The sequence below is a fragment of the Paraburkholderia sp. JHI869 genome, from assembly GCF_038900775.1.
In the GTDB taxonomy this organism is placed as follows: domain Bacteria; phylum Pseudomonadota; class Gammaproteobacteria; order Burkholderiales; family Burkholderiaceae; genus Paraburkholderia.
Genome location: NZ_JAYMSC010000001.1, coordinates 159,709 through 175,341, shown reverse-complemented (window position 1 = coordinate 175,341; position 15,633 = coordinate 159,709). Strand labels below are relative to the sequence as shown.

General features: G+C 61.9%; 13 protein-coding genes. 9 read left to right on the top strand and 4 right to left on the bottom strand.

From position 1 onward, the window contains the following. Positions 1-18: 18 nt before the first annotated feature. The 5 genes from tssC (VSR72_RS00830) to VSR72_RS00810 are packed head-to-tail and all read left to right on the top strand — an operon-like array spanning position 19 to position 4,151. Entirely contained in the window at positions 19-1,341 is a 1,323-nt protein-coding gene (tssC, locus tag VSR72_RS00830; protein ID WP_342950981.1) for a type VI secretion system contractile sheath large subunit, read from the top strand. Positions 1,342-1,388: 47 nt separating this feature from the next. After that, entirely contained in the window at positions 1,389-2,735 is a 1,347-nt protein-coding gene (gene tssK, locus VSR72_RS00825; RefSeq protein ID WP_342950512.1) for a type VI secretion system baseplate subunit TssK, read from the top strand. Then, on the top strand, positions 2,732-3,391 hold the full coding sequence (locus tag VSR72_RS00820; RefSeq protein WP_342950511.1) for a DotU/TssL family secretion system protein: 660 nt from the start codon (positions 2,732-2,734) through the stop codon (positions 3,389-3,391). The genes tssK and VSR72_RS00820 overlap by 4 nt, the downstream gene beginning before the upstream one ends. 7 nt (positions 3,392-3,398) lie before the next feature. Further along, entirely contained in the window at positions 3,399-3,830 is a 432-nt protein-coding gene (gene tssE, locus VSR72_RS00815) for a type VI secretion system baseplate subunit TssE (RefSeq protein ID WP_342950510.1), read from the top strand. A gap of 42 nt (positions 3,831-3,872) precedes the next feature. Continuing rightward, positions 3,873-4,151 carry a PAAR domain-containing protein gene (locus VSR72_RS00810; RefSeq protein ID WP_342950509.1) on the top strand — a complete coding sequence of 93 codons (279 nt, stop codon included), beginning with the start codon at positions 3,873-3,875 and terminating at the stop codon, positions 4,149-4,151. Between the two features lie 25 nt (positions 4,152-4,176). Here the strand turns inward: VSR72_RS00810 and VSR72_RS00805 are convergent, their stop codons facing one another. The 4 genes from VSR72_RS00805 to tssB form a co-directional block, all read right to left on the bottom strand. Continuing rightward, a complete protein-coding gene (locus tag VSR72_RS00805) occupies positions 4,177-5,076 on the bottom strand; it encodes a zinc-ribbon domain-containing protein (RefSeq protein ID WP_342950508.1) in 900 nt (299 codons plus the stop codon). Between the two features lie 55 nt (positions 5,077-5,131). Beyond that, the gene (gene tssA / locus VSR72_RS00800) at positions 5,132-6,709 is read right to left on the bottom strand and encodes a type VI secretion system protein TssA (protein WP_342950980.1); all 1,578 of its coding nucleotides are present in this window, start codon (positions 6,707-6,709) and stop codon (positions 5,132-5,134) included. 85 nt (positions 6,710-6,794) lie between these two features. After that, positions 6,795-8,330 (bottom strand): type VI secretion system contractile sheath large subunit, encoded by a 1,536-nt coding sequence (gene tssC / locus VSR72_RS00795; protein WP_342950507.1) that lies wholly within the window; start codon positions 8,328-8,330, stop codon positions 6,795-6,797. A gap of 73 nt (positions 8,331-8,403) precedes the next feature. After that, entirely contained in the window at positions 8,404-8,916 is a 513-nt protein-coding gene (gene tssB, locus VSR72_RS00790; RefSeq protein WP_342950979.1) for a type VI secretion system contractile sheath small subunit, read from the bottom strand. Between the two features lie 762 nt (positions 8,917-9,678). On the opposite strand from tssB, the gene VSR72_RS00785 reads away from it, so the two are divergent. From VSR72_RS00785 to tssH, 4 genes are all read left to right on the top strand, one after another. After that, the gene (locus tag VSR72_RS00785) at positions 9,679-10,329 is read left to right on the top strand and encodes a DotU family type IV/VI secretion system protein (RefSeq protein WP_342950506.1); all 651 of its coding nucleotides are present in this window, start codon (positions 9,679-9,681) and stop codon (positions 10,327-10,329) included. Positions 10,330-10,412: 83 nt separating this feature from the next. Next, positions 10,413-12,131, top strand: a complete 1,719-nt coding sequence (locus tag VSR72_RS00780) for an OmpA family protein (RefSeq protein WP_342950505.1) — start codon at positions 10,413-10,415, stop codon at positions 12,129-12,131. Positions 12,132-12,228: 97 nt separating this feature from the next. Next, entirely contained in the window at positions 12,229-12,714 is a 486-nt protein-coding gene (locus VSR72_RS00775) for an Hcp family type VI secretion system effector (RefSeq protein WP_342950504.1), read from the top strand. A gap of 135 nt (positions 12,715-12,849) precedes the next feature. Beyond that, positions 12,850-15,567 carry a type VI secretion system ATPase TssH gene (tssH, locus tag VSR72_RS00770; RefSeq protein ID WP_342950503.1) on the top strand — a complete coding sequence of 906 codons (2,718 nt, stop codon included), beginning with the start codon at positions 12,850-12,852 and terminating at the stop codon, positions 15,565-15,567. The last annotated feature ends 66 nt before the right edge of the window (positions 15,568-15,633 follow it).

Below are 15,633 nucleotides of genomic sequence, written 5' to 3'. Positions count from 1 at the left end.
GTCGCAACGCCTGCACCGATGCAGGAAAGTGCGACTGCACGGGTCGATCTTCTTCGCGTCGATCACGACCTCACCCTGCTTGACCGGCTGCTCGCCGCGCAGATGGACGCCGTCCTTCACCACCCTGCCTTCCAGACACTCGAAGCTGCATGGCGTGGACTGAAGATTCTGGTCGACCGAACGGACTTTCGCCAGAAGGTGAAGATCGAGGTCCTCGACGTTTCAAAGGAAACGCTGAGACAGGATTTCGAGGATGCGCCAGAACTCAACCAGAGCGGCCTCTATCGTCTGACCTACATCGACGAATACGATACGCCCGGGGCTTACCCTATCGCTGTCGTCATCGCGAACTACGAGTTTGACGCCAGTGCGCCGGATATGGCGCTGCTGCGCAATATCTCGAAGGTGGCGGCTGCGGCGCACATGCCATTTATCGGCGCGGCATCGCCGGCGTTCTTCGGCCGTGACTCCATGGAGGAAGTGACCGGCATACGTGATCTGCAGGGGCATTTTGAGCGTCCAACCTATCTCAAGTGGCGGGCGTTTCGCGAGACGGAAGACGCGCGTTATGTCGGACTCACCCTGCCGCGATTCCTCGCGCGCCTGCCGTACGGGCACGATACCGCTTCAGTACGCGCCTTGAATTACACAGAGAACGTCCGCAGCGGCGGTCGCGATGCCTTTCTGTGGGCCAACGCCGCCTTTGCCTTTGCCGTGAATCTGGTCAGAAGCTTTGTGAACAACGGCTGGTGTCTTCAAATTCGCGGCCCGCGGGCGGGCGGCCTCATTCGGGACCTGCCGGTTCATCTCTACGATCTCGATACGGGCCACGCCGGCAAGATTTCCACCGATGCACTGATTCCCGAAACCCGTGAGTTTGAGTTTGCCGAGCTTGGTCTCATCGCACTTTCCTGGACCAGCAATCACGATTACGCGTGTTTCTACTCCGCGCATTCGACCCAGAAACCTGCCGACTTCGACACACGGGAAGCCGCTGCCAACAGCCGCATCAACGCGCGCCTGCCGTACATCTTCCTCATCTCGCGTATCGCGCACTATCTGAAGATGATCCAGCGCGAAAACATCGGGACCACCAAGGACCGGCGCCTGCTCGAGCTTGAATTGAACAACTGGATCAAGGGTCTCGTCACCGCTATGACAACGCCTGGTGACGACCTGCAATCCGCTCACCCGTTACGTGCCGCCCAGGTCGAGGTCGAAGACATCGAGGACAATCCCGGCTTTTTCCGCATCCGGCTCTACATCGTTCCGCATTTCCAGATCGAAGGCATGGACGTGAGCCTGTCGCTCATGTCGCAGATGCCAAAGGCGAAACGCTGAATTCCATCTACCCATCTCACCTGTTTGAACACCGAGCATCATCAACGATGAAGATAACGAAACCCCTGTGGACGCGCGGCATTTTCATGACGCCGCAGCATTTCCAGCAGCAGGCACTTTGGGACCAGTTTCGCAATAACCAGATCGCCCACATCGCGAGCCCTGACGCATGGGGGGTGGTGGATGTCGCGGTGGATAAACAGGCCCTTTCGATCGAGCGCATCCAGCTGGACCGGCTGAAGGCGCATCTGCGCGATGGGACGCTGATTGACAGTGAAACGAGCGACTGGGTGCCGTCAGCGCGCAGTCTGGCCGAAATACCGGCAAATGTGGACGCGGTAACGGTGCTGGTTGGCGTGGCCCTCGTCGATCCGCAAGGCGGTAACTGCGTGGAGCCAGGCGAAAAACCCGCGCGGCCGCGGCGCTCAACTAGGGAATTCGTCCACGTCACCGACATCAACGGCGACGGAAAGGAGGAGATCAGCGTCGAGCGGCTACTGAGCGTGCTCCTGTTTGATTTCGAGAAAGCGGACGACTACGTCACCTGCCCCGTCGCGCGTCTTGTGCGCACACCTCAGGGTCGCTTCGATGCGGACGAGTCGTTTGTGCCGCCGTGCCTCTTCCTGTCGGCGAGCACGAAGCTCACACAGCGTATGCGGCGCCTCTCCGAGATTCTCACCGCTAAAAGCGCCAGCCTCGCCGTTCGCCGCAAGGAGCGTTCGGACCAGATTGCCGACTATGCCGTGTCCGATGTATCGCTCTTCTGGCTGCTGCATTCGGTGAACAGCACGTGGCCGGAGCTGGCGCGCCTGGCCCAGGCGCCCGACCAGCATCCCGAGCGCCTTTACGCTGTACTCGCACGCCTGGCCGGCTCGCTCCTGACGTTCTCGACCACGGAAACACTTCAGGCCATCCCGGCGTACGACCACCACGCACCGGAACCGGTGTTTGCTGAACTTGAATCGCTGATCCGCCAACTGCTCGACGCCGTGATTCCTTCGCGTGTGGTGCCGGTCGCGCTGGAGCGCCTGCGCACCACGACGTGGCGCGGCCAGATCAAGGACGAACGTCTTACGGTGGACGTCGATTACTACCTCTCGGTGCGCGCGAGCATGCCCGCCCACGTCATCCTTGAGCAGGTGCCGTCATTGTGCAAGATGGGCGCGCCAGACGAAGTCGAGCAGGTGGTCAATTCCGCGCTGGCCGGTATCGCCCTGCGTCCTGTCTCGCGCCTGCCGGCCGCCATTCCTGTGCGCATCGAGAACCAGTACTTTGCAGTCGACAGTACGGACCCGGCGTTCGCACGCATGATCGCCGCGCGCGCCTGCCAGATCTATCTGCCGGGCTCAATTCCCGAGGCCGATCTTGAACTCTACGCGGTGCTGCCATCATGAAAGCCGACACGCTTCAACTCGGGCTATTACCGGTCGCACTGCGCGATACGGCGGACACGGTCGTCAGCCTCCGTGGCAAGAATCCGCCGTCGCTCAACAAGTTGCGCACGGACAGCGACGCCCAGGTCGTGAGCCTGCGCGAGCAGTTGCAACGGCGCGGTCATCCAAAAGACGTGATCGATGACGCGCTCTACGCCCAGTGCGCCCTACTCGATGAAGCCGCGCTCAACGGACTCAAGGGCAATGAGCGCGATGCCTGGGAACGGGAGCCGCTGCAGGTGCGGGTATTCGGCCGCAACGACGCGGGTGAGGAACTGCTCAGGCGAATTGGACAGCGCTTGCGCGAGTCCCGGCCCGTTCTGCCCCTTCTGCGAATTTTCGCTGCGGTGCTCGCACTCGGATTCAAGGGCCGCTTTGCCGTGAACGAGGCCGAAGCGCGCACGAAGCTCATTCGCGCCATCGACGACCGGCTCGAACGCGCGATCGTCGGCACGCTGCCTGACCGGTCAGGGCCGGTGGTGGTCAACCCTTCGCGCAGGCGTCGACGTTCACTTTCGCCGCTGGCCTGGGTATGCATCACGGCAATCGCGGCAGGACTCATCTGGCTCGCGATCGACCGCTGGCTGCTGTCGTCGATCGCCGGCATGGCGCACTGAGGCCGTCATGCGCACCGGACCAGGACTCTTCGAGCGCATCACCGGGCATTTCGCAAATGGCGCGGCGGTAAGCGACTTTTCGCAGGAGGATCAGACGTTCTTCTCTGTGCAGGACAACATCGAGCGCATTCTGAACAGCCGACGTGGCTCGCTTGCCCATCTGCCGGACTTTGGGCTCGACGACCTGTCAGAAATCTACCGGCATCTGCCCTCATCAACGCACAAGCTGCGCAATGCCATCGAGTCGACGTTGCTCAAGTACGAGCCGCGCCTGAAGTCAATCGAGATTGAAGTCCAGACGCCCGAGCCCGGCATGATGGTCAGCTTCACGATGAAATGCCACCTGCACCGGGAAGGGCTCGTACGTTTTGACACGGTGTTCACGCCAGACGGCAGGACGCGGCTGAAGATACTGCAGGCTGCGCTTGACCGGTACTGACGATCACCCGCGATTTTCTCAACCCTGAAAAGGAGAAAGGCAATGGCAGTCATGCTGGCAATCAAGGGCAACAAGACGACAACCGGTGGTGTGGTGCTGGACGCGGACGAGTCGTTCACGGACGAAGGTGGCGGACTGGCCAAGGACGGAGGACTGGCCTCCTGCGGACAGTGCGGGCACCCCGGCCCCATGCTGGGCACAGCAAAGAACTGGGGGCTGACAGGAGGGGGGGCGGGCGTAAGGGACAACGATATTGTGGCCTGCCAGTGTCCGCGAGGCACGAACAGGGTGATCGCGCGTTCTGCGTACTTTGACGCGTAGTCCTCGTGTGACCGCGTGGTGCCAGTCAAACGAGGATCGGTATCTTCTTGCCACGCCTGCCCTGGGTTCGCGCAATGCGGCGATCCTCATGCGCACACTCAGGGCACCAGCTGCCGCGCCACACGCTGTTGACGGTGGCATACCACGCATGGCCTTTAGCGCATAACCATTCGATCTTGCCGTGGGTGCCTGGATAGACCGTCGAAAGACACTCGCCCCCGCGCGAACGCGCGCGATCCTGCATCTGCTCGATCGTGCGTGTGCGCGCCTTGACGGCACACAGATGGCACCGCTGCCCCTTGCTCACGCGAGACCGCGGCGCGGACCATGTGTTTCCTTTCCCGCATTGCAATTGCAGGGGCGTTTCCTTGTCGACATAGGCCGACAGGCATCGACCTGCGCGCGCGATTGCAGTCTGCTCAATTTCTTCCTGCTTCGGCTTGATGCGCTCGATATGGCACGTGCGGCACCAGTCGCCACAAAGCACAGCGTCCAGAGATGCCACCCATGTATGCCCGGCCTCGCAGCGCCATTGCATTTTCTCGCGATTGTTGACATAACGCGCCGACAGGCAAACGCCTCCGCGCTCAATGGCAATCGCGCGCGCCTCCTCCAGCGAGTGGACGATGGCGCGATCGTAGGCACATTCGATGCACCAGTGCCCCAGGCGCACCGCCTTCGCAAGCAACGGGAAACGGTGACTCGCAGCACACCGGAAATCCAGCGGCCCCTGGTGCCCCATGTACGTCCGGGACAAGCAAACCCCACCCCATGCAGCTGCAACATCCTTCATGCCGGCCAGCATCATTCCGGGATAGTCGGCCGCGCTCACGCCGGCGCGGCCGGGCAATCTGGCGATCGCGCGCTGCACCCGGTTACGTGTCGCCGCAGCGATGCGTGGCGACCACGCAGAACTGTTTGTCATAAACCTTCCCCCCGTGCGTTGACTCACCGCAGCCAGCCCGTTGGCATCGATGACCTCATAGGGCCAGTGAGAGCATGCGGGCCGGGTCCAGCACCGTCATCTCACCTTGCAGTGCTGCGATCTGGCGCGTGAGACCCGGCTTGTCCGCATCCTTGCGACTGCTCGCCGCCATCAGTGCCCTGACCAGCTGGAGCTTGAGCTCGAACACAAGCGCCGGATCCCAGCGCACGAGCGGTAGCGATTTCGCCGCCCCATCCAGTTCGAGCAGCAATGCCATGGCCGTATCAGAGCGCTCGGCGTTCTGTGCAAGTCGCGCCATCACGAACCGCTGAAGAAAGCGATGCCGCTCCGTTTTCATGCCCGGCAGTCCTTCGAGCCACGCGAAGGCCGCTTCGATACCTTCGCGTGCGACAAGATCCCGTGCCTGTGCCTCGATCTCCGGCCAGTCGCCGACGCCACCCTCGCCGGTATCGGCCGACACCGGTAACGGCGCAACCACCTCACCAGCCTCGAGATCGCGCACGACGGCATGGCGGGCAATCCACTCAAGCGTCGTATCGTCCGCGAATGGCGTACCATCGTTGAACGATAGACGCTCGATCCCTGGCAGCCGTTCGAGGAACAGCGCAAGGTCCGCGCGCAACTGCTCGCGCCAGCTGTTGTAGGGCGCGCCCAGGTGATCGAGTGCGGTTTGCTGGAAGTACTGCAGATCGAACCACAGGTGATTGACGCCTTCCATGAAGGCGCCCTCGACCCGTTCGATCAGTTCGTTCCACTGCTTTTGCAGAACAAGGCGCTTCATCTGTGAGCGCAACTCCGCGCGCGGTGCGAGAAGCCGCGTATGTGACGCGGCGTCGGACGGCGGCACCTCATGAAGGGTATCCCAGCGGATGCAGCGCACCAGGCGCACCGACGGCAGATAGCCCCCTTCGTTATCACGAAGCCAGTTGGCCATCGCGCGCGCCTGTTCCAGCAGGTCACGCGTTGAGGCAATGGTGCCTGGCGCGCTCCCGCTCACAGGCGACGACGGGAATTGCGGCGCTTCGGTGACAGCCGTCTCAGACTCATCCCTGCGCTCAAAGCGGGAGACAAGCGGTCGCAGTGCCGGGCGGGCGGCTTCTGGCCAGGTCGCCGTGTGCGTCACGAGCACGTCGAGCGCAGCAAGCGAGCGTTCAAGGTCACGCGCCATCGGCTCGCCGCGGCTTGCGAGCAGTTCCACCATGCGCGCGGTGGCGAGCATCTCAAGTGCGCCCTTCTTCGCTTCGGCGCGCGCAGGCAGCACCGCCTCGCCGAACCGCTCGACGAGCGCAGCGGCCAGTTCCAGTCCATCAGCAAATCCAGCCGGCCCATCCTGTCTCAAACGCGCGCCGGCGTAGTAGCCAGCCACCCGCAGGTCCTTGCCGGTTTCCTTGATCAACTGCTCGCACGAGCGCGCGATCAACGCGTCGTCGATCCCGGACAGCTTGCTTGCCTCGTCCTTGAGCGTGAAGAAGGCATCTTCGTAGCCGGGATCGCGCCCAGCACCGTTTTCGCCAGGAAGCAGTTGCAGCCAGGCGCTCCAGGTGTCAAGGCGTGTGCGTGTGAGCTGTTCGGCGTCATGCGACGGAAACAGCGCCTTGAGCAGGCCGGGCATCTTCACGTGGGGCACTCCCGTAAGCAGGAAAAAATAGCGCCGGGGCGTTGTGGGCCCCGGCGCGGTTCACGTCAACAGCAGCCGATCAGCTTTTGGCCTTCGGCATCTGTGACACGAGCGAGAGCCCGATATCCATGCCTTCGACCTGGAAGTGCGGGATGATGTAGAGCTTGATGCGGAAGAAGCCCGGGTTGTCCTCGATATCCTCGACGGTCACCTTGGCCTCGCGAAGCGGGTGCGATGCCTGGAGCTCGTCACCCGGATCCTTCATCTCGGTCACAAGACCCTTGATCCAGTTGTTCAGCTCAAGTTCGAGCAGACGGCGATCCTTCGTCATGCCGATGTTTTCGCGCTGGATGAGCTTCAGGTAATGGGCGATGCGCGAAAGCAGGAAGATGTACGGCAGCCGCGCATTGATGCGGCTGTTCGCGCTGGCTTCCTTCGTCTCGTAGAGCGCCGGCTTCTGCGTCGAGCTCGCCGAGAAGAAGCAGGCGAAGTCGTGGTTCTTGTAGAACGAGAGCGGGATGAAGCCGAGATTCGCGAACTCGAATTCGCGCGTCTCGGGAATCAGCACTTCCGTCGGAATCTTCGCCTGGGTGCCGGTGCCGAGGTCATACAGGTGAACCGGGAGGTTTTCGACCTTGCCGCCGGCCTGTGGACCGCGGATCTGGACACACCAGCCGTTGTTCACGAAGCTGCGGCTCATGTTGGCCGCGAACGCAAATGAGGCGTTGACCCACAGGTACTTGTCGTGGTCCGGGCCCGTCACGGCTTCTTCGTAGTTGAAGGCCCGCACCGGAACCGTGTCCTTGCCATACGGCAGACGACCGAGCACGCGCGGCATCGTCAGGCCGACATAGCGCGCGTCGTCCGTATCGCGGAAGCTCTTCCACTTGATGTATTCGGCACGGTCGAAGTAGTTGCCGATATCCTGGATCGCGGCCACTTCCTCCATCGACTTCTTGCCAAAGAATGCCGCCCCCACCGAACCGATGAACGGCATGTGGGCGGCCGCCGCCACCTTCGAGATATTGCGCAGCAGCGCGATGTCCAACGGCGAATTCTCGAACTCGAAGTCGCTGATCATCGAGCTGAAGGGCTGGCCGCCCGGCGTGTCGTATTCCTCGGTGTAGGTGAGGCGATACAGGCCACTCTGGATGAGTTCCGGCGCATCGTCGAAATCGCTTTGCAGCGCTTCCTTGGAGACGTCCAGCACCTCGATGCGCGCGTTACGACGGAAGTCGGTGCGCGAGACAAGCATCTTGAGCCCGCGCCAGCGTCCCTCGAGCGCCTGGAACTCGGGCGCGTGCATCACCGAGTCGAGCTGACGGCTGATCTGGCGATCGAGCTGGCCGATGTGGAAATCGAGCAGGGACTTGTCGAGGCGCTCGACCGGCTGGCTCGACTTGGCGATGAGTTCGAGAAACGCGCCCATGCCGCGCGCGATACGCTCGTCAGCAGAGGCTTCCGAGAGTGCGTCGCTGTCGCGGAACGCCTCGATCGGGCGCGCTTCGGCAACGGGTTTGAGGTTGATCCTGCTGCACAGCGAGGCGTACACGCTGTCGGGTGCGTCAAGCACAACGGTCTCGGTTGTGCCCTTGCGGGAATCGTTCTGTTTCATTATCGTTCCTGTCTGCGGTTGGAGTGCAACCTGATTGCGAAAAGCGGTGAAGGCCAGTTTGGCCCGTTGGCGCTCAGGCATGCCCTTCGGGTTGCGTGGCCGCCGTCGCGAGTTGTGCCAGCTCGCCTCGCAGCTTCTCGGACAGGGACTTGTCCTTAACGATTTTCTCGAACTCACGACGGAACGTCGCGTTATCGAGCAGGTTCGATTTGAGGTCGCGCAACAGATTACGCATCGCCAGCATCGCCTGAAGTTCGGGAATCTGACCGGCGACATGCTCCGGTTCGAAGTCCTTCATCGAACGGAACGAAAGGTTGACCGGCAGCTCGGAACCGTCAGCAGCCAGCGTGTTCTGCGCGGCGAACTTCAGGTCCGGCGCGTAGTCGGCGAGCACCGAATCGAAGTTGTTCTTGTCGATGTTGACCTTCTTGCGTTCAGCCAGCGGCGCCTGCTCACGACCTGCGCTGAAGTCACCCGCGACTAGCAGCTTGAGCGGCAGTTCGACCTTCTTCTGCGCCCCGCCCGTATGCAGGTCCAGCGTGATCGAAACACGGCTTTTCGGAATTTCTCTTTGAAAACTGTCCATCGGCAATCCTAAGGAATAATGTCTACAAACTCCGCAGGAATCAACCGCAACGACAGGGATTCTCCCGTATACGTACCCAGAATGTTCATTCAGAATGCTCCCCATGCCGTGGCTATCATTCATGCGACCTCTATTGGCCTGTACATTAAACAGGTTTACCGGCGCACCGTCAAAGCCCGTTAGCGATGACTCGGGAATAACTTCCATCAATATTGCGCTGGATCGGGTTTTAAATTTTTTCCCGATGCGACATCGCCTCCAACCTCACACCTCTCTTGCGTGCCGCACCATCTTTTTCCTACGAAACGCGCAGATTAATCTTGGCGCAATCACGACTTTAGGAATTAACTGCTCGTGATGTCAGGGTACGTGGGGGCATGCGATGCCCAATGGCTATCTCTATTTAAATAACCGGAAGTCTGACAATCCTTCACGAATCAATTAACCAGGATACCTAAAATTTCGCTATGCTCGGATGAAAAGAGACATATAGAATCTTCCGCTAAACAGGAAACAATAAACTAGACCACATATTGCAGATCTCACTGCCTTCATCAAGAAGCCTGATTTTCACGTAGCCTTCCTGTCGCGCTCACTGCCTCAACGACTACGCTGATTTGTTGGCACACCAGATGAAACACGCGACTTGCAGTGCGGGTGCTGCATCAGACAACAGCACGGATGATGACACTGACTCTGGGCCGCAACGGGCGGCCTTCCTCGCCTCCAGCACCTGACGCTCTCCGTCCGGCAGATGTCGGTGTGCGCGATTTGCTGCACGACACTGCGCTGCTCGTGACAACACTTGCGAGCGGAGGAAGCGTGCAGAACGCGACGACATTCCGCGAACGCTGCCGGCAGCTTGTCGACCAGTTTTCGGAGGCGCTTGCGCGACACGACATACCCGAGGACGTTCAGCGTGAAGCGCTCGTAGCACAGTGCGGGCTGCTGGACGAAACGGCGCTACGTCATCTGTCATCCGAAGCCCGCTCGGACTGGGAACTTCATCCGATGCAGGTTGAAAGGTTCTCCATCCATGATGCGGGCCGACGTGTCATCGATCGTGTTGAAACCCACCTGCATGAGTCATCGCCTGACGTCGATCTGCTTGAGTGCTACGCGGCGATTCTCGGGATGGGGTTCGTCGGTCGCTACGCAGTGGAGGGAGAAGCGAAGCGGGCCACGCTGATCGCCGCGCTCAATGCACGGCTGGAATCGATGCGCCCCTATACCGAAGTGCCCTTTCACTCCGAGTCATCTGGCACGCTGCTCTCGAGCGGCGCACACCGGCTGCTACCGGGGATTACGGTTGCGCTCGCCTGCCTGGTGGCAGTGACTGTGTGGGTTGTGGGTAGCAGCGAGATCAATACACAGCTCGCGCAAATCGCGCCAGCGAAGGTCGCCCAGCAATGAGATCCGATCTGCCCATACTCGGGAACCACACAACGTCGGCGTCGGCGGCAGGTCATGACGGACTGGGGTATCCGCTGCGCCTGATGATCGTCTTCGCGACTGCCCTGGCGTTCGCCGTGATCTGGCTCGTGGCCAAACCGGGTACCGGTCCGGCTTGGGTGCTGACCGTCATGATTACGTTCTCAGGCGCACTTCTCTCGTTCTGGCGTACACGACTTATCGACGGTGCGCGCACGAATGGCGCCCACGTGCTCGCTGCGCTCGGAACAGCGACCGCTGACATTCCGCTCAGGCTGCGCACGCGCATGCCGCTCGTGCTGATCACGGGAGACGACCTGCCCGCGCTGTTCGACCGGCACGATGGGCAGCGATTCGCCCACGTCGGTGATGGCGCCATCTGGCTGCGTGTGGATCGCCCGCAGGATCTCCCGCGCATGGCCGTTGCCGTCAGGCAGTGGCGTGATGGTCGCGCACCGGACGGTGTCGTGCTTTGCGTATCGCCCGCGCGCTATACGGATGAGGACGTTCTCACCCAGGCATTGCGTGTGGTACGTCAGGCAACGGCTGACGCCGCGCGCATGCTTGGGTCACGTGCCCTTCCGGGGTATGTGGCGATCTACCAGCGCCTCACTACCGAAGGGGTCTTTGGCTCGATCAAGGCGCTTGTCCAGGCGCAGGTTGCAACGCCGCACACGGACCTTCTCGCGCCGCAGTGGTATGGCGTCTCGTCGGCCTCGCGCCCGATCGACGCGCGGCATTTCGGCGACGTCGTGCGCGCGGCCGAAAACGAGGCGCGGTCTGCGGCGGACACCCGTGTTCCGGCCGCCCGTGCGGCGGCCCTTGCCTCGATGATTGGCTGGACACAGCGTGTCGTGATTCACGCGCTCGCCGACCAGCGACAACCGGCGACACCATGGGCACTTTACGGCGTCGGCTGGATTGATTGCGGGCCGGCAAGCGCGCCGGGTCGCCCGTGGGAAACCGATGTGCACAGACAGACCCAGGTTGCCCGTCCACCCGGTGCAGGTTCGCCCATGCCCTGGCCGCTTCCCCAGCCGTTGATCCGGGCCATGCCGCAGCGCCACTGGATATCACCGCGGATCGTCGCGCTCGCCCACGCGCTGGCGCTGCTCGCCTGTGCGGCCGCAGTCGCGTTCTTCTTCTCGACCCGGCACAACCAGACGCTGCTCACGCGCATTGGCAGTGACCTTGGCCGGTATTCGATGATTCCGCCCGAACACGACGCTGCAAGACGTGATGCATTGCACGCCCTCGTGTCCGACCGCGATGAACTCGAGCGGTATGCCCGTATCGGCACGCCACTGCCCCTCTCGTTTGGCCTGAATCGCGGCGCCCGGCTGATTCCCCCGCTCAACGCCGCGATCGCCTCGTATCAGCCGCCGTCTCCACCGCCCCAGATCGTGACGCTCGACAGCATGTCGCTCTTTGACAGTGGCCGGGCGCAGCTCAAGGACGGCTCGACACGGGTCATGGTCGGCGCGCTCGAAATGATCAAGGCGCACCCGGGCAAACGGATCCTCGTGGCTGGCTACACCGACAGCGTGGGCGACGCGGACAGCAACCTGAAACTCTCGACCGCACGTGCCGAAGCCGTACGCGACTGGCTCGTCGAGGTCTCCGGTATCCCCGCCACACAGTTCGCCATTCAGGGTTACGGTGAGACGCGTCCGCTCGCCGATAACAGCACCGAAGCCGGGCGGGCGAGGAACCGCCGCGTGGAGATCACACTGGTCCCTGACGCACCAAAGGAAATGACTGCGCAGACCGCCACGCCCAGATAACACGTTTTAGGTCCCCGGAGCCCAGGCTTCGGGATTAGTTAGCCCGGGTAGTGCTGCCGGGCGAATGTCGCGGTAATCAATGCAATGGAGTGAAGACATGGCAATTCCGTCATATATGTGGCTCAAGGACGATGGTGGTGCGGGCATCAAGGGTTCGGTGACCGTTCAGGGCCGCGAGGGAAGCATCGAGGTCACGCAATTCGACCACGGCCTGCATATCCCGACCGACGGCAACACTGGCAAGCTCACCGGCACGCGTGTGCACGCACCGATCACGCTGATCAAGGAAACCGACGCGTCGACGCCGTATCTGTACAAGGCGGTGACGAGCGGCCAGACCCTGAAGTCGGCCGAGATCAAGTGGTACAAGATCGACGACGCCGGCAAGGAAAAAGAGTACTTCAACACGAAGCTCGAAAACGTCAAGGTCGTCGCGGTCCGCCCGAAGATGCTCGACATCAAGGTTCCCGAATTCGAGAAGCACAACCACCTCGAAGAAATCGAACTGCGCTACGAGAAGATCACGTGGTCGTACAAGGACGGCAACATCATTCACTCGGATACGTGGAACGAGCGTTCCTGATCCGTCACGGTGGTCTGAGGGCCGCTACCGCATAGCGGCCCCTTTTGCCAGTCCGCGCACGCGGGCTGGTTTTCTTGCTGCATGGGCGCCGCCATCTGCGGACACCCCTTTCCTGACTTCGCGAACAGCCCGAACATGACCGTGTCCCTCGACCGAAATCTCCTCTCCCGCGACGCGAGCCAGCTTCTGCAACGGCTCAATCCCCATTGTGCGAATGCGCTCGAAGCCGCAGCCAGTCTATGCCAGGGACGACTTGCGGACGAAATTACGGTCGAGCACTGGTTGCTCAAGCTGATCGAAGCCGGGGACGGCGATATCTCAGCCATCATCCGGCATTACGATCTGAACATCGAGGCCATATGGGATGCGCTCCTCAGGGCCATCGCGCACACACCACGTAACCTGCGCGGGCGCCCCAGCCTTTCGCCACAGCTGGCTGCGGTTCTCCAGGACGCGTGGGCTCATGCGGTGACGTTAAATGAACCAGACGAGACGACCATCCGGTCTGGCAACGTACTGCAGGCGATCGTTGAGGCGCCGCACGTCCTTCGCGCGCGCAATGCCTGGCAGTTGCTGTCGGTGAGCAGCGCGCAAATCGACCGCCTGCTGCCTCGCCTTGGGTTGCGGACCTGCGAAAACCAGCCGGAAGAGCCGGCCGCTCCCGCTGACCAGAACAATACCCGTGCCGCAACCAGTACTGTTGACGACTCGCCGGAAGGTAAAGCCGCAGCGACGGCGCAGGCAGTCAAACGGAGTGTGGAAGGCGATGCACTAGCGCGCTTCGCGATCGACATCACGGCCAAAGCGCGTGAAGGCAAGATCGACCCGGTGTTCGGCCGCGACCGCGAGATCCAGCAAATGGTCGACGTGCTCGCGCGGCGCCGCAAGAACAACCCCATCCTCGTGGGCGAGCCGGGCGTCGGGAAAACAGCGCTTGTCGAGGGCTTGGCGCTTCGTGTCGCCGAAGGCACGGTTCCCAACGTGATCCGCGATGTGCGCATCCTGACGCTCGATCTGGGTCTGTTGCAAGCCGGCGCCGGCGTAAAGGGCGAATTTGAGCAGCGCCTGAAGAATGTGATCGACGAAGTGCAGGCTTCGAGCGTGCCAATCCTGCTTTTCATTGACGAGGCCCACACCCTGATCGGCGCGGGCAACGCACCCGGCGGCGCAGACGCGGCCAACCTGCTCAAGCCTGCGCTTGCGCGAGGCGAGCTGCGCACGATCGCGGCCACCACGTGGTCGGAATACAAGGAATATTTCGAGCGCGACGCCGCACTCGAGCGGCGCTTCCAGATGATCAAGGTGGTGGAGCCAGATGACGAGGCAGCCTGCCTGATGCTGCGCGGCCTCAAGGAACGCTACGCGAAATATCACGGCGTCCACATTCGCGACGAAGCGCTGGTTGCTGCTGTCAAGCTCTCGCGCCGCTACATTCCGGCCCGCCAGCTGCCGGACAAGGCCGTCGACCTGCTTGACACGGCAGCCGCGCGCGTGCGCATGGGCCTGGAATCGCCACCGGCCGAACTGCAACGTGCACGCGCAGCCGTTGCGGCACTGGAACTCGAACTCACGGCCGTGGAAGAAGACGCCCGTGCGGGCATTGGAGAGATGCAGACGCGTCAGGCAGAACTTCGCGCGGCCCGCGTCGAGGCGCAGGCTACGCTTGAGCAGTTGCAGCAGCGCTATGACCAGGAGCTCGGTTACGTGCACGCGCTGCATGAGCAGCGTAATGACGCGTCTGGCGGCCAGACCGGTCCCCTTATACAAGCGCAGGAAACGCTTGTGCGCGTACAGGGCAAAACGCCACTGATCTTCGCGGACGTCGACGCACAGGCAATCGCACGCGTGGTCGCCGAATGGACCGGTGTGCCCGTTGGCAATCTCGTCGAGGACGAGCTGCAGGGCCTTCTCACCCTTGAGGCGAGCCTTGCGAAACGTGTGGTCGCGCAGGACGAAGCCCTTGCCGCACTTGCGGAAAGTCTGCGCACGGCCAAGGTGGGACTGAAGAACGAGCACGCACCGCTTGGCGTCTTCCTGCTCGCAGGCCCTTCCGGTGTTGGCAAGACCGAAACGGCACTCGCACTTGCGGACCTGCTCTTTGGCGGTGAGGCAGCGCTTACCACGATCAACATGTCGGAATACCAGGAGTCGCACACGGTGTCGCAGCTCAAGGGTTCTCCCCCGGGCTACGTTGGCTACGGCCGCGGCGGCGTGCTGACCGAAGCGGTACGCCAGCGCCCGTACAGCGTCGTGCTGCTCGACGAGGTTGAAAAGGCACACCGCGATGTTCTCGACATCTTCTACCAGGTGTTTGACCGCGGCACGATGCGTGACGGCGAAGGGCGCGAGATCGATTTCCGCAACTGCGTGATCCTGATGACGTCCAATCTCGGGAGCGCCCAGATTGACGAGGCCACCACCGACGCGCCGGATATCGCGCAGGCGGCACTTCTTGAGGCAATTCATCCGCAGCTTGTTGTGCACTTTCAGCCTGCCCTGCTCGCACGCTTCCAGACGCTGGCATACCGGCCGCTCGATGTACCGGCTCTCGCGTCGATTGTGCGCCTGAAGCTAGACAAGCTTGCCGAGCGCCTGAAACGCCTGCATCACGTCGAACTGGCCTGCGACGATTCCCTGATTTCGGCCATGGCCGAGCTTTGCCTCTCACGCGAATCGGGCGCGCGCAAAGTAGACGCGTTCCTCAACCAGCGCGTCCTGCCATCGGTTTCGCGTGAAATGCTGACGCGCATGGCGGGTGGCGCGACGCCAGCGAAGATTCTGCTGTCCAGTTCGGCCGAGGGCAACCTGACAATCGATTTTCTCGATCATGGCGTATCAACGACGCAACCGTGACTAAGAAGATCGAGGAAGTACCAACGAATAGATGTGGCTTCGCGAAAGGTGAAAGCCATTTCTGAC